Source organism: Agarivorans sp. MS3-6, from assembly GCF_054112545.1.
In genome coordinates, this window is record NZ_CM134202.1 from 1,046,872 (window position 1) to 1,066,434 (window position 19,563).

At 44.3% G+C, this 19,563-nt stretch carries 21 protein-coding genes; 12 read left to right on the forward strand and 9 right to left on the reverse strand.

The window, feature by feature from the left end; genetic code table 11:
- Nucleotides 1-162 precede the first annotated feature (162 nt).
- From ACVFI8_RS04815 to ACVFI8_RS04825, 3 genes are all read right to left on the reverse strand, one after another.
- Complete coding sequence (locus ACVFI8_RS04815) at nt 163-768, reverse strand: YiiX/YebB-like N1pC/P60 family cysteine hydrolase (RefSeq protein ID WP_457873182.1); 606 nt, start codon at nt 766-768, stop codon at nt 163-165.
- Nucleotides 769-883: 115 nt separating this feature from the next.
- Nucleotides 884-1,396, reverse strand: a complete 513-nt coding sequence (locus ACVFI8_RS04820; protein WP_457873184.1) for a PEP-CTERM sorting domain-containing protein — start codon at nt 1,394-1,396, stop codon at nt 884-886.
- 270 nt (nt 1,397-1,666) lie between these two features.
- Nucleotides 1,667-2,545 carry a LysR family transcriptional regulator gene (locus ACVFI8_RS04825; RefSeq protein WP_457873186.1) on the reverse strand — a complete coding sequence of 293 codons (879 nt, stop codon included), beginning with the start codon at nt 2,543-2,545 and terminating at the stop codon, nt 1,667-1,669.
- A gap of 92 nt (nt 2,546-2,637) precedes the next feature.
- Here ACVFI8_RS04825 and ACVFI8_RS04830 point away from each other — a divergent pair, with 92 nt between their 5' ends.
- Nucleotides 2,638-3,150 carry a lactoylglutathione lyase family protein gene (locus ACVFI8_RS04830; protein WP_457873188.1) on the forward strand — a complete coding sequence of 171 codons (513 nt, stop codon included), beginning with the start codon at nt 2,638-2,640 and terminating at the stop codon, nt 3,148-3,150.
- A gap of 139 nt (nt 3,151-3,289) precedes the next feature.
- Complete coding sequence (locus tag ACVFI8_RS04835; RefSeq protein WP_457873190.1) at nt 3,290-4,753, forward strand: SLC13 family permease; 1,464 nt, start codon at nt 3,290-3,292, stop codon at nt 4,751-4,753.
- A 48-nt stretch (nt 4,754-4,801) separates the two neighbouring features.
- Here ACVFI8_RS04835 and ACVFI8_RS04840 read toward each other — a convergent pair whose 3' ends face one another.
- From ACVFI8_RS04840 to ACVFI8_RS04850, 3 genes are all read right to left on the reverse strand, one after another.
- Nucleotides 4,802-5,290 carry an anthrone oxygenase family protein gene (locus ACVFI8_RS04840; RefSeq protein WP_457873192.1) on the reverse strand — a complete coding sequence of 163 codons (489 nt, stop codon included), beginning with the start codon at nt 5,288-5,290 and terminating at the stop codon, nt 4,802-4,804.
- 60 nt (nt 5,291-5,350) lie between these two features.
- On the reverse strand, nt 5,351-6,250 hold the full coding sequence (locus tag ACVFI8_RS04845; RefSeq protein ID WP_457873194.1) for an EamA family transporter: 900 nt from the start codon (nt 6,248-6,250) through the stop codon (nt 5,351-5,353).
- A gap of 125 nt (nt 6,251-6,375) precedes the next feature.
- Nucleotides 6,376-7,296 (reverse strand): LysR family transcriptional regulator, encoded by a 921-nt coding sequence (locus ACVFI8_RS04850; protein ID WP_457873196.1) that lies wholly within the window; start codon nt 7,294-7,296, stop codon nt 6,376-6,378.
- A 171-nt stretch (nt 7,297-7,467) separates the two neighbouring features.
- Between ACVFI8_RS04850 and ACVFI8_RS04855 the strand changes: the two genes are divergently transcribed.
- Genes ACVFI8_RS04855 through ACVFI8_RS04865 form a run of 3 tightly spaced genes read left to right on the forward strand, consistent with a single transcriptional unit; the run spans nt 7,468 to nt 10,014 of the window.
- Nucleotides 7,468-8,157, forward strand: coding sequence for a type 1 glutamine amidotransferase domain-containing protein (locus ACVFI8_RS04855; RefSeq protein WP_248714585.1), 690 nt, complete (start codon nt 7,468-7,470; stop codon nt 8,155-8,157).
- A gap of 32 nt (nt 8,158-8,189) precedes the next feature.
- Nucleotides 8,190-9,347: an iron-containing alcohol dehydrogenase gene (locus tag ACVFI8_RS04860; protein ID WP_248714584.1), complete on the forward strand. Its 1,158-nt coding sequence runs from the start codon at nt 8,190-8,192 to the stop codon at nt 9,345-9,347.
- 58 nt (nt 9,348-9,405) lie between these two features.
- Nucleotides 9,406-10,014, forward strand: coding sequence for a glutathione S-transferase family protein (locus ACVFI8_RS04865; RefSeq protein WP_457873199.1), 609 nt, complete (start codon nt 9,406-9,408; stop codon nt 10,012-10,014).
- Between the two features lie 17 nt (nt 10,015-10,031).
- On the opposite strand, the gene ACVFI8_RS04870 is transcribed toward ACVFI8_RS04865, so the two are convergent.
- Complete coding sequence (locus ACVFI8_RS04870) at nt 10,032-10,295, reverse strand: DUF1127 domain-containing protein (protein WP_248714582.1); 264 nt, start codon at nt 10,293-10,295, stop codon at nt 10,032-10,034.
- A gap of 218 nt (nt 10,296-10,513) precedes the next feature.
- Between ACVFI8_RS04870 and ACVFI8_RS04875 the strand changes: the two genes are divergently transcribed.
- A complete protein-coding gene (locus ACVFI8_RS04875; RefSeq protein ID WP_248714581.1) occupies nt 10,514-11,935 on the forward strand; it encodes an aminotransferase-like domain-containing protein in 1,422 nt (473 codons plus the stop codon).
- Between the two features lie 29 nt (nt 11,936-11,964).
- On the opposite strand, the gene ACVFI8_RS04880 is transcribed toward ACVFI8_RS04875, so the two are convergent.
- On the reverse strand, nt 11,965-12,189 hold the full coding sequence (locus tag ACVFI8_RS04880) for a hypothetical protein (protein ID WP_248714580.1): 225 nt from the start codon (nt 12,187-12,189) through the stop codon (nt 11,965-11,967).
- A 557-nt stretch (nt 12,190-12,746) separates the two neighbouring features.
- Here ACVFI8_RS04880 and ACVFI8_RS04885 point away from each other — a divergent pair.
- From ACVFI8_RS04885 to ACVFI8_RS04910, 6 genes are all read left to right on the forward strand, one after another.
- Entirely contained in the window at nt 12,747-13,109 is a 363-nt protein-coding gene (locus ACVFI8_RS04885; RefSeq protein ID WP_248714579.1) for a hypothetical protein, read from the forward strand.
- A gap of 78 nt (nt 13,110-13,187) precedes the next feature.
- Nucleotides 13,188-13,934 carry a sugar nucleotide-binding protein gene (locus tag ACVFI8_RS04890; RefSeq protein ID WP_457873202.1) on the forward strand — a complete coding sequence of 249 codons (747 nt, stop codon included), beginning with the start codon at nt 13,188-13,190 and terminating at the stop codon, nt 13,932-13,934.
- 107 nt (nt 13,935-14,041) lie between these two features.
- Nucleotides 14,042-14,584, forward strand: a complete 543-nt coding sequence (gene yjjX / locus ACVFI8_RS04895) for an inosine/xanthosine triphosphatase (protein ID WP_457873204.1) — start codon at nt 14,042-14,044, stop codon at nt 14,582-14,584.
- A 436-nt stretch (nt 14,585-15,020) separates the two neighbouring features.
- Complete coding sequence (locus tag ACVFI8_RS04900) at nt 15,021-16,031, forward strand: RNB domain-containing ribonuclease (RefSeq protein ID WP_457873206.1); 1,011 nt, start codon at nt 15,021-15,023, stop codon at nt 16,029-16,031.
- A complete protein-coding gene (locus tag ACVFI8_RS04905) occupies nt 16,009-17,358 on the forward strand; it encodes a ribonuclease R family protein (RefSeq protein WP_457873208.1) in 1,350 nt (449 codons plus the stop codon). The genes ACVFI8_RS04900 and ACVFI8_RS04905 overlap by 23 nt, the downstream gene beginning before the upstream one ends.
- A 316-nt stretch (nt 17,359-17,674) precedes the next feature.
- On the forward strand, nt 17,675-18,544 hold the full coding sequence (locus ACVFI8_RS04910) for a glycoside hydrolase family 16 protein (protein ID WP_248714575.1): 870 nt from the start codon (nt 17,675-17,677) through the stop codon (nt 18,542-18,544).
- Here ACVFI8_RS04910 and ACVFI8_RS04915 read toward each other — a convergent pair.
- A complete protein-coding gene (locus ACVFI8_RS04915; RefSeq protein WP_457873210.1) occupies nt 18,541-19,443 on the reverse strand; it encodes a LysR substrate-binding domain-containing protein in 903 nt (300 codons plus the stop codon). The two genes, ACVFI8_RS04910 and ACVFI8_RS04915, sit on opposite strands and share 4 nt — an antisense overlap.
- Nucleotides 19,444-19,563: the final 120 nt, after the last annotated feature.

Sequence of the window (19,563 nt, forward strand, 5' to 3'; positions counted from 1 at the left end):
GGTGCCTTGGCTCTTTGGATTAGCCAATCGGTTCTCACTCTTGACACTAAGAGCTAAGGCACCACCGCCAACTCATATTCATCACTATCAATCTCATTTAGGCGCTTGGCGAAGATCTTAATATACTGTCTCGCTGATTGTATTTAAAAGCCAAGCGCCCTTTTAATCGCTAGAAAACAAATCAATTTCTTTGGACAGGTAAAATCCGTTGTTAAGGTGTTTAAGCTGATCTTCAGAAAAATCAGCTGGCGTATATTCATTGGAAGGTTTACCGCCAACCAATAGGCCCATCGTTTGATAAGCCGCCGCCACCAATTCACTACAAAATAACGAAGCCAAGTTTTCTTGATTCTCACCCCATGGCCCCTGCCAGCCAGCACGCGCTAACTCCCAGAAGCTCTGCTCATAATGGCGCCCTTGAAAATTTTCCAGCAATTGCATTAATTCAATTAAGGATGCTTCTGTCAGTTCCCCGCCTAACAGTTGGCGAACCGAAACACTGCCCGAGTGCCGATTGATCTTTTCATCTAAGGCTACCACCTGCACACCGTTACTCATTTGTTTACTGTATAAACATCGTTCGCCGGTCATTGGAACGGCTTCCCAAAGGGTGACGAAATCGTAATCGTCAAGTAGTAACACCATGCCTACATGTGACCACTTGCTAAAGGTGCCGTAACGAATGATGTCACTGCTAAAGCCTTTACCTGAAAAAAAAACCAAGTCTCCTGTTTTGAGTTCTGTGGCTAAGTGTTGGTACTTCAGCATTTTGCCTACTCTTCAAATCATCCTTAAGATTAGTTTTATATGATAAAAACCAAAAGCCTGCAATGATGCAGGCTTAAATCAATAAAAATAGAAATGGTTTAGTACTAAGCGCTTATTAGCTGCGACGGCGTAAAACCAAACCAAATAATGCTAAAAACATCATAGCAAAGCTGGCAGGTTCGCTCACTTGCGCAGCAAGCGGCAAGTTATTAAAACGCACTAACAAGGTTTCCTGAAATCCGCCATTAGGCACTCGCTCAATCGGGTTAGAAAAATCACAGTGGTCATGTCGATTATCAAAGTATTGAGCGCCACACTTACCTGTGTCACTAAATAGGTTTGATGCAGGGATATTGGCAAACTCTTCGATGCTAGCAAAACGCCAAATGCTTACGCCTAGCGCAGCATTTAGTACATCATCATATAGTCCACCTGCATATTCCCAGTTATCCACTAACTGACTACAGCCACCTGAACAAGGTGATGCCCATACCCAATCAAAAATATCGCTGGTGACAATCACTTCTTCGAGAGGGTCTATGACAATCACGCTGGCTGTAGATTGTAGGGAAAACAGCATGCTTGAGATAAACATACTTAATAGTGCAACTTTCTGTAAAAACTTCACTTTGTTAACGTCCTTGCATATATATTATTAAAAAACTCACTAAAGCAATAAATATGCCTATTTATTAATATATTAAATTACATGCACTTACAAAAAACAAAGCGAACGTTCTTTTTTTAACTGTAAAAATATCTGACAAAAAAATTATAAAGTTAAAGTAAAATTCATTTAAATCAATACATTAATAATTTACCTGTCAAAATAATGCAGTTAAATATGAACGGGCACCGTAATGCGACATAAATCGCACTTTAGCTGCGCTAGGAAAACTTATTGTTGCGTTAAACATTGCTGCATGTGCTCTGCCACCAAGGTAAACCTAGAAGCCAACAGCTGATAGCGACGCTGCACCAAATAAATGGTCTCATTAACTGGGTTAGCTAAACGATGAATCGCTAACTTTTCAGGCATGGCAAATGCCGCTACCGCATGAGCGGGCAATACCGTAAACCCCAAGCCACGCGATATAGGTTCAAGAATCAAAGATATTTGGTTGGAAAAACCACGTAAGCGAAATTGCTCTAGTTGCTCAAACTCGGGGTAATTTGCTGACAACAACAAATTTGAATGGTGAGCACCATCAGGGTGGCCCATGTAGCCAAGATCTTGCAAAGCTTGCCAGCTAGGTTTGGGGCAACTAGCGGGAGTCACCAATAGCAAAGCTTCTTGAGCAAACGCTTGAGCACTGAGTTCAGCTAACTGTGCTGGCCGCGTAATGAATCCTAAGTCAAGTTGTCGCTCTGCCAGTTGCTGCTCAATACGCGCGTTTGGCGCAAATTGATAATCGAATACCAAATCTGGATGCTGTTGCTGTAGTGCCAATAAACTCGGATAGAGCTTTAAACCTACACTACCAGGGCTGGCAATTCTGCATAAACCTGCGTGAGGGTCGTCTTGCTTCAAGCTCATCTCTAAACTGTTTAACTGAGCCAGTGTGCGCTGCGCCTGGGTATACACTTGATTGCCGGCCTCGGTTAAACTGAAACTTTTCCCCTCTCTTTGCAGTAACGCTGTTTGGTAATACTGTTCTAGCTTACGTATTTGTTGACTGACTCCCGGCTGAGTCATTGCCAGCTTCTCGGCGGTGCGAGTAAAGTGTCCCGTTTCCACTAGGGTGCAGTAGGTTTGTAACCAATCAATATTAATCATAATAAAACCTTATCAAACTAAACCATAAGATAATCTAATATTTTTATTATGCTGCACTACACTTTAAGCATCAAATTTAAGGTGGAACAAAGATGAATTTAACCAATAACCCCTACCCACGCACATTCTCACACATTGGTATTTCGGTGCCCGATTTAGCAGCAGCTGTAAAATTTTACACTCAAGTACTCGGTTGGTACGTCATCATGGAACCCACTGAAATTGTTGAAGACAACAGCGCTATTGGTGAAATGTGTACCGATGTATTTGGCAGTGGTTGGGAACGCTTCCAGATTGCTCACTTGTCAACGGGTGACCGTATTGGCGTAGAGTTATTTCAATTTAACAACCAACTAGATCCAGAAAACAATTTCGAATACTGGAAGACCGGGGTATTTCACTTCTGTGTACAAGATCCAAACCTAGAAGACTTAGCTGAGAAAATTGTCGCCGCGGGCGGGAAAAAACGCATGAAAGCTCCGCGTTACTACTACCCGGGAGAGAAACCTTATCGCATGATTTACATGGAAGACCCTTTTGGTAATATCGTTGAGATATACTCACACAGCTATGAGCTTACCTACTCAGATGGCGCTTATAAATAAGTCCTAAAGTGAACATTAAGAACGCGCATTAATGGCTAGACATTTGGCTTGTTTATCAGGCAATTTGTGACACAGGCTCAATGCTAGTTAGCTGTAATGCACTATGATTAAAAGACCCTTTATTTAGTAGGGATTAATCATGTGCCCGCATGCAAGCCACCCTAAATACCAGCACCAACATTTAGCTAAACTCAGTGGTTTGTTGCTAGGCCCCTTAGTACTTTTTGGCACCCTTATTTTGCCTTCACCTTTTCAAGGCTTATCAGCTCAAGCATGGCATACGATGGGTTTAGCCACCATGATGGCTATTTGGTGGATTAGTGAAGCGGTGCCTATTCCAGTCACCTCATTTTTACCGATGGTGTTATCACCACTGCTTGGAATAACCAGCCTAAAGGCCGCCACCGCTTCTTTCGCCCACCCGTTGATCTTCCTATTCATGGGCGGTTTCATCTTAAGTCTAGCCATGGAGCGCTGGAACTTACATAAGCGTATCGCCTTAATCACCATGTTAGCGGTAGGCGATAAACCGGCACAGCAGGTAGGAGGATTCATGCTCATCACTGCATTTTTAAGCATGTGGATGAGCAATACAGCAACCGCAGTGATGATGCTACCGATTGGTTTATCCATTATCAAAATGATGTCTGCTGGGGATCAACAAAGCGACTTCAGTACCGCTTTGCTACTCGGTATCGCCTATTCAGCCAGTATCGGTGGTCTCGCCACCTTAATTGGCACACCGCCCAATGCGCTATTGGCCGCATACCTAGCAGATTCTTACGATATTCATTTAGGATTTGGCCAGTGGATGCTAGTAGGCCTGCCTATCTCTCTGGTAATGCTAGTCATTACTTGGTTTTGGCTAACAAAAATCAATTACCACCTGCCTAACTGCAGCCAAGGTAATAGCGAGCAAATGCTCCAGCAACAGCTTCAAGGATTAGGCCCCATGCAAGCCCCAGAAAAAGTAGTGGCAAGTGTGTTTATACTGGCTGCTGCTGCATGGATTTTTCGGCCATTAATCGCCAGTTGGAGCGGTTTGCCTCTTACTGATACAGGGATAGCCATGTTCGCAGCTGTTACTCTGTTTATCATTCCGGTAGATTGGCGTAAACAAGTGATGGTTATGGACTGGGAAACCGCCAGAAACCTCCCTTGGGGGGTATTAATGCTATTTGGTGGCGGCTTAAGCCTAGCCGCGCAAATTAAAAGTTCTGGTATGGCCGATTTTATAGGCATGAGCCTTAGCTCAACCTCCCATTTGTCTCCTATTTTAGTGATAGCCATTATCACTACTGCAATCATCTTTTTAACCGAAATAACCAGTAATACCGCCACTGCAGCAGGCTTTCTTCCCTTGTTGGGGCCGATTGCTGAATCTATGGGGCTTAATCCAATGGTATTGGTGGTACCTGCTGCACTGGCCGCAAGTTGCGCATTCATGATGCCGGTTGCCACACCGCCGAATAGTATTGTGTTTGCCTCGGGTCAACTAAAGATTAAACACATGGCAAAGGCCGGTTTTGCCCTAAATCTTGTAGCCAGTATATTGATTACCCTGTTCAGTTATTACTTGGTGGCTAAGATTTTAGTTTCTTAGACGCTCACTAAAGCGTTGTTATCCTCAGCACGTGCTGTAACCGCTGCTTTAGTTTATTCCAACAACGAAAAACAGCATGGCGAGAGCAGATGCCGCTGTACGTATGTGATTCCAAAAAGTCCATGACTGCAAATACTCCTGCCATTGCGCTATATCTGATGCACTTAGTGTTTGCTCAGACTTTGAATTTAGCAACACTAAAGCCTTATTACGTGGCACATTGGCAATGGCGGTAACTGCAAAACATCCCAGCAGATAACTTAAAGCACCAGCCATGAGTAGATACGAGGGAGTAGATGCTTGCCACAACTGTAAGCCAATAATCACTACGCTCAGTACTGCTGTCCCCATAAATGTACCCAAAAAGCCCGGATTAAGCACCGTAATGTTAATGCTTTGCATCGCTGATAAGCCTTGCTCGGGGCTGATTCTGGCTAAAGCTGGCATCACAAAATTAGAAAAAGCAAAAAACACTCCTGCTATTAACCCGCTTCCCAATACTGCCAGTAACACTAAACTGAAATCTATCATTGCCATGGCGACATCCCTAATATTGATCGCTTAAGCTCAGCAGCACACTAAACTTTCATTCCACGTTTAGGCCACCAGCTTAAGGCCAATCACACTGAAACACACTAAACTCATGGTCACCCATTGCTGCATACTGGGCTTTTCTTTTAAAAACCACCACCCCAGCAGCATGCTAAATACCATCATAGTACTTAATATTGCCGCCGCTATAGCCAATGGCCCTAGGGTCATTGCCAAAGCATAACAGGCGGTACCTATTACCGTTGGTGAGGCATACATTAAGATCTGTTTAAAGTTGGCCATGGAGAGCGATTGAAAGCCGCCTTTTGAACTAAACAAACCTCGCCCCACAGCGATGAACATGGCCACTACGCCAATCATTACTTCCCAAGCGTACCCCACTAAAAACGGATGACTACTGCGCGACATACTAGCCACTAACACCAAGGCATAGGACATTAAGCCACCGTAACAAGCGCTAGCCACAATCCCAGTCAGTGGTTTGTATTGAGTATAGGCGGCTTGAGAGGCAACTTGCTTGGCTTTACGCGCTTGGCTGGCGCCCAATAGCAATACTGCAACCAATGTTATGCCACCCATTAGCCACTGCTGCAGACTCAGTTGTTCGTTTAAAAAAAACTGCCCTAACAAAGCAACAAATAGGGCCGTAAATGCCATTGATAAGGCACTGGCAATGCCCACAGGCAAGCGAACAAAGGCAATCGCATTCGCCCAATTTGCCACCGCGGCTAAACTGGCAGCTAATAGTAACCACGCCAATTGGCCTAAAAAATCTGCATAGGCAGAATGCGGTACTAACAGCAATAACGGAGACATGCTTATCAACAAACTTAAACCACGATAAGCCACTGCGCTGAGTTGATCGGATTGACGATATACTTTTGCCATTAAAACACCCTGTAAGGCATAAGCAAAAGTGGCACATAAGGCGATGATAAAAAACAAAGTAACAATCTCTAGCGGGTTTTAAGCGAAGCCTACGCAACTATTTATTGCGCAACAAGCCCTTAGAGAAGCATCAACATAGCCCAACTAAAAAACGTTACAAATACCTGCACTGGTCGGCGAATTTATTGCTGCAATAAATTACTGGCTTGCGCCTGTTTGGCCAAATACTCTTTTAAGTAATCAATGAGCAAACGAAGTTTTTTCGCGTTGGTTGCTCCCTTAGGAAATACGCAGTACACGTCGATATTTTGTAAGAAATAGTCGCTCATCACCACTTCTAGTTTGCCAGCTTTTATCTTTGGTAAGGCATCATATAGAGGGACTCGACCTAAGCCATGCCCGCCTTCGATAAAGGCAGTTCGCGCTGCTGCATTATTGGTACTCATTCCGCCCTTAATTTTAATACTAAACGAGCGAGAACCTTTGGTTAGCTGCAAGGTACTAGAGCCAGCGGTATATATCACCCATTGATGGGCGTCCAAGTCGACCGGGTTAAGTGGCCTACCATATTTATTAAGGTAGTCAGGTGATCCACACAAGCAGGTACTCAAGGTGGTGAGCTTGGACGCTTGTAAACCTGAGTCTTCGAGGGCGGCGCCACGGATCGCCAAGTCAAAGCCATCTTGAATTACATTCACCACTTCATCTGTCAGTACCACTTCAATATTGATTTTTGGGTACAAGCCACGAAACACGTTAAGTGCAGGCACAATGGTTTGTAAACCCGCATTGACCGGGCAGGAAACTTTAAGCGCACCTTCAGGCTCCTGCTTAATGTTCTCTATTTGCTGGTTTGCCGCTTTAGCTTGCTCGGCAATATTATGGCAACGCTGATAATACTGCTCTCCGGCCTCGGTAAGGTGCAAACTGCGGGTAGAGCGATTAAGTAAGCTAACGCCTAAATGTTGTTCGAGTTTTTTGACGTGGTAACTCACTACCGCACGAGTAATACCAATATGTTTAGCTGCAGCACTAAAGCTGCCCTGCTCTACCACCTGGGCAAACACGACCATGCTTTTTAACTGCTCAAAAGAAACGCTCACCCTAAAACCTCATTCTAGTTGCCCATCACTCACACCATTGTATCAATTAATCAACCAATCATGTCTATTTAATCTGCATTGTCGCAATTCGTATTGAGGTCTAGACTGCTTGCCATGGCTACTATTGTTATGCAGTAGTAATACCCAATAACGCACTCAAGGATTAAAGCAATGAGCACAGCTAAAAAGATTTTGATGGTTCTTACTTCACACGACCAACTAGGTACTACCGAGCACAAAACAGGTTTTTGGGTAGAAGAGTTTGCCGCCCCTTACTATGTATTCTTAGATGCCGGTGCCAACATCACTTTGGCTTCACCTAATGGTGGCCAGCCACCTATCGACCCAAGCAGCGAACTTGAAGACTTTCAAACCGATGCAACCCGTCGTTTTGATAAAGACGATACAGCCAAACAGCAATTAGCCACGACTTTGAAACTAGCCGATGTAAACGCCAGCGATTACGACGCCGTATTCTACCCTGGCGGTCATGGCCCACTGTGGGACTTAACCGACAACCCACAGTCGATCGCTTTACTAGAAAACTTCGTACAACAAAACAAGCCTGTAGCTGCCGTTTGTCATGCCAGTGCAGCGTTACTGAATGTTAAACAAGCAGACGGTCAGCTGTTAGTGAAAGGAAAAGCGGCGACCGGTTTTACCAACAGCGAAGAAGCCGCAGTACAACTTACTGAAGTCGTGCCATTTTTACTGGAAGATGAGCTAAAAGCCCGTGGCGCTGATTACCAATCAGTAGCTGATTGGAACCCGTTTGCTATTCAAGACGGGCTAATGATTACCGGACAAAATCCGGCGTCATCAGAAATGGCGGCTGAAAAACTGCTACAACACTTAGCGTAAGCACACCTAACCCGTTTGTTGAAGGAAATATAATGTTGAACTTTTCATTTCAAAATACCACCCAAATCCATTTTGGTGAGGGACAAATCGCTTCGCTAAGCAATGAGATCCCCGCTGATGCCAAGGTATTAGTAACCTACGGTGGCGGCTCTATCAAAAGCAACGGTGTTTACGACCAAGTGGTTAAAGCCTTAGCAAACCATCAGTGGTCTGAGTTTTCAGGTATTGAGCCAAACCCCAGCTACGACACCCTGATGCGTGCAGTCGCTCAAATTAAAGCTGAAAAACTCGATTATATTCTGGCGGTTGGCGGCGGTTCGGTGATTGATGGCAGTAAGTTTATCGCGGCGGCAGCTGAGTATCAGGGGGATGACCCTTGGGACATTATTGCTAAACAACATCCGGTCAACTCAGCGCTACCTCTAGGCGCAGTGTTAACCTTACCCGCTACAGGATCAGAAACTAACCCTGCAGCCGTAGTGACACGCGATGGTACTAAACTGCCATTTTACGCGCTGGCAGTGCGACCTAAATTTGCCGTGTTGGACCCAAGTGTAACCCTGAGTTTATCGCCTCGCCAAGTTAGCAACGGTGTGGTTGATGCCTTTGTTCACGTAATGGAGCAATACCTTACCTATCCCGTGAACGCTAAAATTCAAGACCGTTTTGCTGAAGGCATTTTGCTCACTTTGATTGAGGAAGGGCCAAAAGCGCTGGCCAAAGACAGCGCTCAAGATCTAGAAGTACGCGCTAATATTATGTGGGCAGCGACTATGGCATTAAATGGGTTAATTGGTGCAGGCGTGCCGCAAGATTGGGCAAGTCACATGCTAGGCCACGAGCTCACAGCGGCTTACGGAGTAGACCACGCACGTAGTTTGTCGATTACCTTGCCAGCGGTAATGAAAATTCGCCGTGAAGCCAAAGCCGCCAAATTACTGCAATATGCAGAGCGTATTTGGGGCATAACAGAAGGGAACGAACAACAACGTATTGATAAAGGTATTGCCGCAACTGAAGCATTCTTTAGCAGCATGCAAGTCCCTGTAAGGTTGAGTGAAATTGACTTAGGGACGAGTGACGTTGAGGTGCTATTGAGTAAATTAGAACAGCACCAAATGGTCGCCCTGGGTGAAGACCAGAAAATCACCCTTGAGGTAAGCCGCAACATACTAAGTACCGCTTTATAAGCCGGTAAACAGAAGACAAAGGGCCGCATGGGCCCTTTTTACTGTAAAGGAAGCCACTATGTTAACCGTACATCACTTACAACAATCACGATCTAAACGCGTATTGTGGCTGTTAGAAGAACTCGCCATACCTTACCAGCTAGAAATTCACCAGCGAGATCCCGTCACCCGCTTGGCACCAGCAAGTTTAAAGGCAATCCATCCTTTAGCTAAAGCGCCAGTGATCGTCGATGGCCAAGTGACGCTATGCGAATCAGGTGCGGTGATGGAGTATCTGCTGGATAAAAGCAGTAGCAATGACTTACGCCCAGCTAAAGACAGCGCCAATTATTACCTTTTCTTAGAATGGCTACACTTTGCCGAAGGTTCATTAGCCCTGCCAGTGATCACTAATATGCTGCTGAGTTTAGAGACGAGAGGTGGCAAACAGGCTATGGATGGCTATATCGCCAAAGAGATAGCACTAGATTTTTCATATATTGAAGCACACTTAAACACTCACGATTACTTTGCTGGCGAAGCATTTACAGCCGCCGATATTATGATGACCATTGTTCTTGAGTTTGCCGAACGCCAAGCCCTACTAGCGACGCGCCCCGCAACCCAAACTTACTTAGCTAAAGTACAACAGCGCCCTGCCTATATATGCGCAGCCAAACAAGGCTAGTGTTTACACACTTAGCTTTAACAGTTATCGGCCCGCTGGCGGCGAGTATAATTCGCCGTTTGCTCAAGCTTATCTTGTTTGGCTTTCTCACTGGCTGCACGTTGTTGCCAAAATACCTTCGCCCCTTCGGCTTTAGCTTGTGCTCGCGTTAGACCAATATCTTTTAATAAGTCATCACTCAAGGCAAGTAGCGCTTGGCGACTGCGACGGCGAGCGCGGTATATAGCCGCAGTTTGCAGTAGTTGAGAGAGTATTCCTTGGCAATGGTTAATAATATTCATCTGTCTGCTCCTGTTCCTTGACTAGCGACCTTATTAGCTTAAAATTTAGCCAAGCAAGCATACAGATTCAGAATAATTATATTTTCCCATTACAGATGACAGATTAAGCCATCTGTCATGCTATCTAGCCGATAATCTGTAACGCTACAGCGCTTAGCTTTGCTAATCTGTATTTTTCTGTGATATTACTAATAAATATTTCGGCAATGGATCGGCCCATGACTCTATATGAACAGTTTGCAGAAGAACTCAAAGAGCAAATAAATCAAGCTTATTATCCAATCGGACAAAAGCTCCCCTCGATTCGTGAAATGAGTAAGACCCGTGGACTAAGTATTTCTACAGTGCAAGAAAGCTATCGCTTACTCGAAGACGCAGGCCTTGTCCGCAGTAAACATAAATCAGGCTATTACGTTAAGCAGCCCGCTAATGCCGCATTATTGCCCGAGATAAGCCAACCAGAACAACGACCTGTTCCTATTGATAACTGGCAAGCGGTGTTAGCGCTCACCATGACCGAAAGCAGCAATGGCTTCTTAGCATTGGGGCGTGGCTCTCCTGATACTAGTTTCAGCAGTTTAAAACCTTTACAGCGATTAATGGCCGACAGTATCAAGCACCAAGCCAAGCAGATATTTAGCTGCTCCAAAGGCAATGGCTTGTTCAAGTTACGAGTACAAATAGCGCGTTTGATGCAAAACTCAGGCTGTCATATTCACCCTGACAATCTACAAATTACCGCGGGCTGCCAAGAAGCCCTGTCACTCTGCCTTAAGGCGCTAACTCAACCTGGAGATATTGTGGCCATTGACTCGCCTAGCTTTTATGGCTCTATGCAGGCGATTCGCTCTAATCAACTTAAAGTATTGGAGATCCCCACTCACCCAGAAACTGGCATTAGCTTGCCCGCCCTTGAACTGGCTTTAGAGCAATGGCCAATCAAAGTATTACAGTTAATCCCTAGCTCCAATAATCCGCTAGGGTATGAGATGCCAGAGAAAAACAAACATAAACTGCTCGCACTAGCAGAAAAACATAACTTTGCGATTATTGAAGATGACATTTTGGGCGATACTATTTATCGCACACCCAGACCACGCAGCTTAAAATCTTACGACAGCAACGAACGGGTATTGTTTTGCTCCTCTTTTTCAAAAACTATTGCTCCCGGCTTGCGGGTTGGTTGGGTGGCGGCGGGACGTTATAGTGAAATGCTCACCCACTTAAAATTTATCAGCTCACTGGGCTCGAATAGCTTGCCATTACTTGCCGTAGCCGACTTTATTGAGCAAGGCTACTATGAAAAGCACCTGCGGCTATCTAAACAACAATATCAAGCCAGTCGCGATGTAATGCTGCATTGGGTACAACGTTATTTTCCGCAGGGGACCAAAATGAGCTTTCCGCAAGGCGGCTTTTTTCTATGGGTAGAGCTACCAGACCGAATAGACTGCTTGCAGTTAAATGAAAATCTGAAACCCTTTAAAATCGGTATCGCTGCGGGAAGTTTATTTTCAGCATCAGGCAAGTATCAGCATTGTCTGCGCTTAAGCTACGCCAACAAGCCCAACGACAAAATTGAGCAAGCAGTGAAAACCATTGGTGAGCAAGCAAAGTTATTGCTTAACACTCCACAATAACTCAGCTCGCTGTTGGCCATTTGAATCTCTTACTTAAGCTTTTTCCACTGCAGTTTTACACATTTACCGCTTTCATCATGTAAGCGGCAGCCGAAGCGGTAACCCTCTTTAACCAGGCTTTTGTTATAGTGCTTAGCATTTTTATCAAACTCACTTAAGTCTGGCTTTACACTGGGTTGCTCTGCAGCAACGATGGGAAAACTCGCCGTTAAAGATAATACCAATGCAGATGCTGTAACTAAAATATTGCGCATAACCGTTCTCTCTATTTTGTTGACAAAACTAACTCTTGTGGCTTTATACCATCGAATTAATTAAGTTCAATTCAAGAAGAACGCTTGAAAAACAACAAAAAATCTAAGTAACACTAAAATAGCATTGAAATTATATGTATAAGTCACACTTTAAATAACAATTTAGTAAATAATAAAAATGATAGCGATTTCAACAGCAACAAATTTTTATTTACAAAGACGATTGTTCGCTTATTATTTAGGCAAAAAACACATGGGCAACAAATAAAAATAGAAACCAACAAATCCCTTTAAAATCATAATATTAAAAAAACAATCAAGAAAACGATTTCAAGCAAAAACACCTTTGTTAATTTGTCAGTATCACCCACACATATATACTCAACTAAATTAACAAATACCCTTAATTATTTATTTCGACAGACAATTAGTCATTACAGCAAGGGTTTTTATACTATTCAGTTTGACAAGATTTAAGTCTTGGGATAATTTTTTCAAAATACTAAAATGGATTTAATGGTATTTAGTGGCTTAGGCTTTAAATATCTAAGGTAATAATGAATTTAAAGCATACTGTTAGCGCATCTATAATCTTGTTTAGCTCTACAACTATTTTAGCCGCAGAGGCTATAGATAAGGCTGAATTACCCACCCTTAAAAATTACGCTTTTGCTGCGTGCATGTACCATATCCAAGCTAAAATCGAACCGACTCCCATCGCCACTTTGGAAGGCCTTCGAAAAGAAATGGAAGTTTTTTATCAAAACAGTGTGTTAGACACTCACTACTTTGAAGCGGTATACGCTGAGGTAGAACAAGGAAGCCAAAACGTTCCGCCTTCGGGTTCCATTCGCTATTGTGTGAACTGGATAGTTGAAGATAAGATCGAGCGCATTGTGGCAACGCTGCCCAAACAATGACAATTTGCTGTTGCACTCTGGTAGTTGTAACACCTAATCTGCATCATCCTTAACTATTAGTCAGCTTGGAGATAAATAATGCAACGCGCTTTAGTCACAGGTTTAAATGGTCGACTAGCCCCCTATTTGCAACAAGCTTTAGAGCAAGCAAACGTGGAAGTTATTAGCTTTGACCGTCAGCAGCTAGACATCACTCATCGCCCTCAACAAATTGCTTATATCCGAGCACATAAAATTGATGCCATTTTTCACTTAGCGACGGGCTCTGAAGATTGGCTGAGTATACTCGCCGATATCGCCGATGAACTGACTATCCCAATGGTGTTTACCAGTACAGAGAGCGTATTTAACCCCGACAGCAAAGGGCCTTTCACGCCTGAACATCCAGCCGATGCTGTAAATGAATACGGGCGTTACAAAATCAGCTGTGAACAAGCTGCACTTGCTGCTAATCCCAACATTATTGTTGCTCGCTTAGGCTGGCAAATGTTCGATACCTTCGAACAAGATAACTTGTTGACTCATGTTCGCGATATGCATAATGAAAAGGGGTATTTAGAAGCTAGCACTGAATGGCTGCCCGCCGTAGCTTATGTTGAACATAGCATGCAATGTTTAATCAGTTTAGCGAAACAAGCAAAAGCCGGCATTTACCATATTGGTGGAAACGAGCTAGGTTTGTCATTTTACCAACTAGTAGAACTTATTAAGCAAAAATACCAATTAGATTGGGATGTACGCCCAGCAAAAGTACCTCAGCGTGATGGCCGAATCATCGATTCTAGCGTTGCCTGTGATAGCATTACTCAGCAGCTTCAGCGCTAAAAACCCGTTTATTGGGTCGACTTCCCCCACTTATTTGTTAGCGCATTTTCTTAGTAATTTGTGCTAGCATTTGCAACATCATTATTCGTCGTTTATCTAGAGTTGTTATGTCTAATCGTTCTCTAAAAGTGGTGGTCGGCTCACGTAATCCCGTTAAGATCCGCGCTGTAGCAAGGGCTCTTGCCTTGTATTACCCCGAGCAAACTATTGATTGCCAGGGCATTGATGCCCCCTCTTTAGTGCCAGAGCAACCAATGACAAGCCAACAAACGAGAGATGGAGCGGTAAACCGCTTACGCTTTTGCCAGCAACAGCAAACCGCCGACATTTATGCGGCCATTGAAGGAGGGGTTGATAAGTTTGAGGATGGCCCAGCGACTTTTGCCTATGTAGCCATAGCCAATGCACAGCAAGTGTCTGTAGGTCGAGGCGCTAACATGCCGCTACCGCCCAGTGTTTATCAAGCTCTAGAACAAGGTGAAGAACTTGGCCCACTCATGGACAAACTGTTTAACACCCATAACATCAAACAAAAAGGCGGTGCCATTGGTTTGCTAACCAATGGCCTTGCAACACGTGAAGACAATTACGTGCATGCCCTCGTTTTAGCCTTAGTCCAATTCGCCCATGCCGAGCTATTTTCGCAGTAAGCCTAACAAGCTAAAGAGCCACTCAAAAGGCTAAATGTCACTTCAATTGTGACAAAAGTTGACATTCAGCCACAACACTATAGAGTTAGCGCCATTAGAAAATCAGTCTATTTTTTGAACTCCGCTTTAGGTTGCCTTCATTTAACCTTCGTTCCGTCGTTTTAAATTCCAGCTTGTTTTTCCAATCTTGCTTAAAGCAAACGATTACTCTGCCCATCATATAACTGTCACAAATACAGTTTATAAGTCGGCATACACCCTTGCTAGCTAACCAAAATATGTTGGTGTAAACGCTAGTAACACATTTATTTGGCGACTCGAGCAACGAGCGCTATGGCCTAAAAACCTTGAGAGTTATATCTGAACTGCACATATAGAACATTTCATGATTTTCCTAGAGCAAGGTTATTGGCCCGATTAACAGAGAACAATAACTATGAGTAAACACTCAAGCTCTAGCGAGCAACAATATACCAATCCAATCCCAGATCGCGACGCCATCATTGCCCTTCTTGACGAGCAAGGTGAACCCCTTAACCGCGAACAGATTGCTGTTACTTTAAAGCTACACAGTGACGACGACTTAGAAGCGCTGCGACGTCGCCTCATTGCAATGAGCCGCGATGGTCAATTACACAGCGACAGAAAACGTAACTACTGGCCCGTAGATGAGAGCGAGTACTTAGTGGGCACCGTAATGGGCCACCGCGAAGGGTTTGGCTTTCTAAAATGTAAAGGCTACGACACCGACTTTGTGCTGCACAATAGCCAAATGAGTAAAGTATTTGATGGTGATGTTGTGCAAGCATTGCCTAACGGTTTTAACAATCGCGGCCGTGAAGAAGCACGCATTGTCAATGTTATCGAAAAGAACACCACGCAAATTATCGGTCGTTTCCAAGAGCGTGATGGTTGCTTTAGTGTGCAGCCTGATAACCTGCGAATTACTCAGCAAATCGATGTCCCTGCGGCGCAAACTATGGGCGCGACTGAAGGTCAATATGTGAGTGCCGTTTTAGTAAGCTATCCGCATAAGCGTGATAACGCGATTGCCCATATCACTGAAGTTATTGGTGACCCTATGGCTCCAGGTATGGAAATTAACGTGGCGATTCGTACCCACGATATTCCTTTCCAGTGGCCAACAGAAGCTTTAGAACAAGCAGAGAAGATTGAGCCGGAAGTCGCTGAACAAGACAAGCTACACCGGATTGATTTGCGAGATACCGCCTTTGTTACCATTGATGGCGAAGACGCCAAAGACTTTGACGATGCAGTATATTGCGAACCGACCAGCAACCGAGGCTGGCGCTTAATGGTAGCCATTGCCGATGTATCGCATTACATCCAGCCAAACAGCCCTTTAGATATGGAAGCGCAAAAGCGTGGTACATCAGTGTACTTTTCCTGGGCATGTAGTGCCCATGCTCCCAGAAGCTATTTCTAACGGTTTATGCTCGCTTAATCCGCACGTAGATCGTTTGGTTATGGTGTGTGACATGCAAATTGATGCGCAGGGCGAACTCACTAGCTACCAGTTTTGCGAAGCCCTTATTCACTCTCATGCCCGCTTAACATACACTCAAGTGGGCGCAATGTTAGAGCAAAGCAATTCTTCAACCGGCCAAAAGCTAGCCCAACAGTTTGCTAAGGTTGTACCACAATTACATGATTTACATAGTTTGTACGCGGTATTAAAAGATGCCCGTACCCGCCGCGGTGCGATTGATTTTGAAACCAACGAAAGCCGCTTTGTGTTTGATGACCAGCGAAAAATTGAGCAAATTGTTCCACTGGTTCGTAACGATGCACACAAATTGATTGAAGAATGTATGCTGTGTGCCAACGTTGCTACTGCCCGCTTCTTAGAGCAGCTAAATATTCCGGCTTTGTATCGTGTACACCAAGGGCCTAAAGAGAAAAAGCTAAGCAGTCTACGGGCTTTTTTAGCTGAGCTTGGCTTAAACCTTGGTGGTGGAGACAAACCTAGTCCAGCAGACTACAACCAACTCATTGGCCAAATCCAACAGCGTGAAGATGCCAGCGTTATTCAAATGATCATGTTGCGCTCAATGAGCCAAGCTATTTACACCCCAGAAAACGACGGTCACTTTGGCTTGGCGTTTGAGGCTTATGCTCACTTTACTTCGCCTATTCGCCGTTACCCAGATCTCCTGGTACATCGGGCGATACGTTCAATTATTCGCAGTAAAGAAACTGGCGGTATTTTAACGCGCACCTTTAAAACGCTAAGTGGTAAGGGTTTAGACCCTGTGCAACGAGTCGCTGGTGCATCGCCATTAAAAATGGCTCAAAGCTACCCTTACGATACAGCCCAAATGTTAACGCTCGCTGATCACTGTTCGCTAGTAGCTCGCCGAGCCGATACCGCCAGCTGGGATGTAGACGCATGGCTTAAATGTGAATACATGCAAGATCGCATAGGCGAAACCTTTGACGGTATTGTTAGCGGCGTAAATGGCTTTGGCTTATATGTAGAGCTGCCCGAAATGGCTGTAGAGGGCGCGGTTCATATTTCATCACTGGCGGGAGATTTTTATCACTTCGATGCCAACAAGCAACGTTTAACCGGTGAAAATACCCGTAAGAGTTTTGCCATTGGCCATAAATTTAAGGTGAAAATTGCTCGCGTCGATATGGAGCAACGCAAAATTGAACTGATACCTTTAGAACAAGCTAAATCGGCGGGTTCAGCGAACAAACAGAAAAAAAATAAAGCTAAATCTAAAAGCAAAGCTAAAAAAGTCGCTTAAACACGCAGCTAAGTAGTTTGCCACCAGCTGACTTTCTAAAAGGTAGCTGGTGTGCGAACTTATCCCATTTACCAAGCTTTGACTCCGGTTTAAGCTAAGCCTAAGAACACTTAACCTTCACTGGTATTATTAGTCACGGTGGCGGTGTTACTTTACCAATAACAATCATCTTCAAGCTAAGCAAAACACTTAACTAAATGTCATAAACAAGAAAGCGAAACTTCGTTAACGATCCAGCTCTAAGAATTGAATAACCAACACCGCTGTATATCGAATATGCTGGCATCATCCTCTTTGATAAAGAATGGAGGCGATAATGCAAGGCTGGGTTACAGTATTAATAACGATCAGTTTATTTGCTTTCGACACTCTCGCCAGTGCAACCACTTCCCCGCCGAACAGCAATCACTCACCTGCCGTGAAATGGCAATTAACCTGGAGCGATGAGTTTGAGGGTAAGCAACTCGACCTAAACAAATGGGCATTTGATATCGGCAATGGCTTTATCTTGAATGGCCAATATATCTCTGGCTGGGGAAACAGGGAATTACAGGCTTATACCAATCACTCAAGAAATGTAGGCCTTAATGGTCAGGGGCAATTAGTGATACAAGCGCGCGTTGAGAGCAGCAGCGATTCATACGGAAACTACCGTTATAGCTCAGCCAGATTAAAGACCCAGGGTTTATTTGCGCAACGCTTCGGTCGCTTTGAAGCTAGAATCAAACTCCCCACCGGGCAAGGGCTTTGGCCCGCTTTTTGGTTAATGCCACAAGACAATGTTTATGGCACTTGGGCGGCATCGGGCGAAATAGACATTATGGAAGCGCGCGGCAGCGCCCCTTCACAAATCAATGGCACTATTCACTATGGTGCACAATGGCCCAACAATACTTATTCAGAACGTCACCACATCTTTAGTAATAGTGACATCAGTGAATTTCATGTTTACCGAATTGATTGGAGCCCTCAGGGGATTAGCTGGTATGTAGATGAGCAGCTGTATGCCACTCAATCTTCGTGGTTTACTCAAGGCCAAGCGTTCCCCGCCCCCTTCGACCAACATTTCTATTTAATCATCAATCTCGCAGTGGGCGGCAATTACGATGGTAATCCCATATCAGACCGAATATTTCCAGCCCAAATGGAAGTTGATTACTTGAGGGTTTACCAAGCTCAAGATTAGCTAAATAATTGCAACTGGCTTATCTGTTCTTGCAAATAAGCCACAAAATGTTGTAAGCGGGATGAATGTTCAATCTTCGGTGGATAAAGCATCCAAACTTGCCGAGGTTCAACTTGATAAAGACTTAAAACCCGCTGTAAACGGCCCGCTTTAACATGCTTCCATAGCAAGTGTTCAGGCACTCTAATTAGCCCTTGATGATTCAATGCGGCCTTAATCAAAATGTTATTATCATTTACCGCAAACTGTCCTTGGGCTTCAATCACTTCACTTTTGCCTGCGCGATTAAATGTCCAAGCGCGCCAATTAGGAAAGGCTAAGCACTGTAACTCTGTCAGTTCACTAGGTTGCTGGGGAACAAAATGAGCCGCTAAGTATTCAGGGGATGCACACACCCAATGACTATACTGGGTCAGCTGACGAGCCACCATATTTTGCGGCGGTTGAGCGGTAACCCTTATGGCCAAGTCAAAGTTACGCTCGTGCAAATCTTCTAAATGATGACCAACATCAACCTCAAAGCTCACTTCAGGATAACGCTGGCTAAACCCTTGGCATAATTGCACCAAGAACGAATCAGCAAACGCAGCCGGAGCAGTGACTCGTAAGATACCCGCAACAACTTCGCCACTATGCTCTAAGTCTCGTTCTAAATCTAACAAATTATGGTGCATGGATTGAGCTTGTAGGAACACCTTATGCCCTTCGGTAGTTAACCTCACGGTTCGTGTGGTTCGAATCAACAGCTGAGTATGTAGGTCTTGCTCTAAACTGCGAATTTGTTGCGATAGGTAACTGCGAGAAATAGCCAATTGTTCAGCGGCTTTAGAAAAACTAAGCTGCTGAGCAACCTCGTAAAACAACAATAAGCGCTCTAATTTTTTGTGACTCTTAGACATTAACCACACCAGTAACTAAACATTTATGCACAATAATACTCAAAACAAGCCAATTATACGTTATATCAAACAGTAATTTTGCTTTATGCCTCTTTTTAGCGGGTATACAAACTCTATACT

Coding starts and splice junctions, on each gene's coding strand:
- ACVFI8_RS04900 (WP_457873206.1), top strand. CDS start 15,021: ATGAGTAAACACTCAAGCTCTAGCGAGCAACAATATACCAATCCAATC.
- ACVFI8_RS04890 (WP_457873202.1), top strand. CDS start 13,188: ATGCAACGCGCTTTAGTCACAGGTTTAAATGGTCGACTAGCCCCCTAT.
- ACVFI8_RS04835 (WP_457873190.1), top strand. CDS start 3,290: ATGTGCCCGCATGCAAGCCACCCTAAATACCAGCACCAACATTTAGCT.
- ACVFI8_RS04875 (WP_248714581.1), top strand. CDS start 10,514: ATGACTCTATATGAACAGTTTGCAGAAGAACTCAAAGAGCAAATAAAT.
- ACVFI8_RS04880 (WP_248714580.1), bottom strand. CDS start 12,189: ATGCGCAATATTTTAGTTACAGCATCTGCATTGGTATTATCTTTAACG.
- ACVFI8_RS04865 (WP_457873199.1), top strand. CDS start 9,406: ATGTTAACCGTACATCACTTACAACAATCACGATCTAAACGCGTATTG.
- ACVFI8_RS04815 (WP_457873182.1), bottom strand. CDS start 768: ATGCTGAAGTACCAACACTTAGCCACAGAACTCAAAACAGGAGACTTG.
- ACVFI8_RS04915 (WP_457873210.1), bottom strand. CDS start 19,443: ATGTCTAAGAGTCACAAAAAATTAGAGCGCTTATTGTTGTTTTACGAG.
- ACVFI8_RS04910 (WP_248714575.1), top strand. CDS start 17,675: ATGCAAGGCTGGGTTACAGTATTAATAACGATCAGTTTATTTGCTTTC.
- ACVFI8_RS04840 (WP_457873192.1), bottom strand. CDS start 5,290: ATGGCAATGATAGATTTCAGTTTAGTGTTACTGGCAGTATTGGGAAGC.
- ACVFI8_RS04885 (WP_248714579.1), top strand. CDS start 12,747: ATGAATTTAAAGCATACTGTTAGCGCATCTATAATCTTGTTTAGCTCT.
- ACVFI8_RS04855 (WP_248714585.1), top strand. CDS start 7,468: ATGAGCACAGCTAAAAAGATTTTGATGGTTCTTACTTCACACGACCAA.
- ACVFI8_RS04830 (WP_457873188.1), top strand. CDS start 2,638: ATGAATTTAACCAATAACCCCTACCCACGCACATTCTCACACATTGGT.
- ACVFI8_RS04905 (WP_457873208.1), top strand. CDS start 16,009: ATGCTCCCAGAAGCTATTTCTAACGGTTTATGCTCGCTTAATCCGCAC.
- ACVFI8_RS04860 (WP_248714584.1), top strand. CDS start 8,190: ATGTTGAACTTTTCATTTCAAAATACCACCCAAATCCATTTTGGTGAG.
- ACVFI8_RS04870 (WP_248714582.1), bottom strand. CDS start 10,295: ATGAATATTATTAACCATTGCCAAGGAATACTCTCTCAACTACTGCAA.
- yjjX (WP_457873204.1), top strand. CDS start 14,042: ATGTCTAATCGTTCTCTAAAAGTGGTGGTCGGCTCACGTAATCCCGTT.
- ACVFI8_RS04825 (WP_457873186.1), bottom strand. CDS start 2,545: ATGATTAATATTGATTGGTTACAAACCTACTGCACCCTAGTGGAAACG.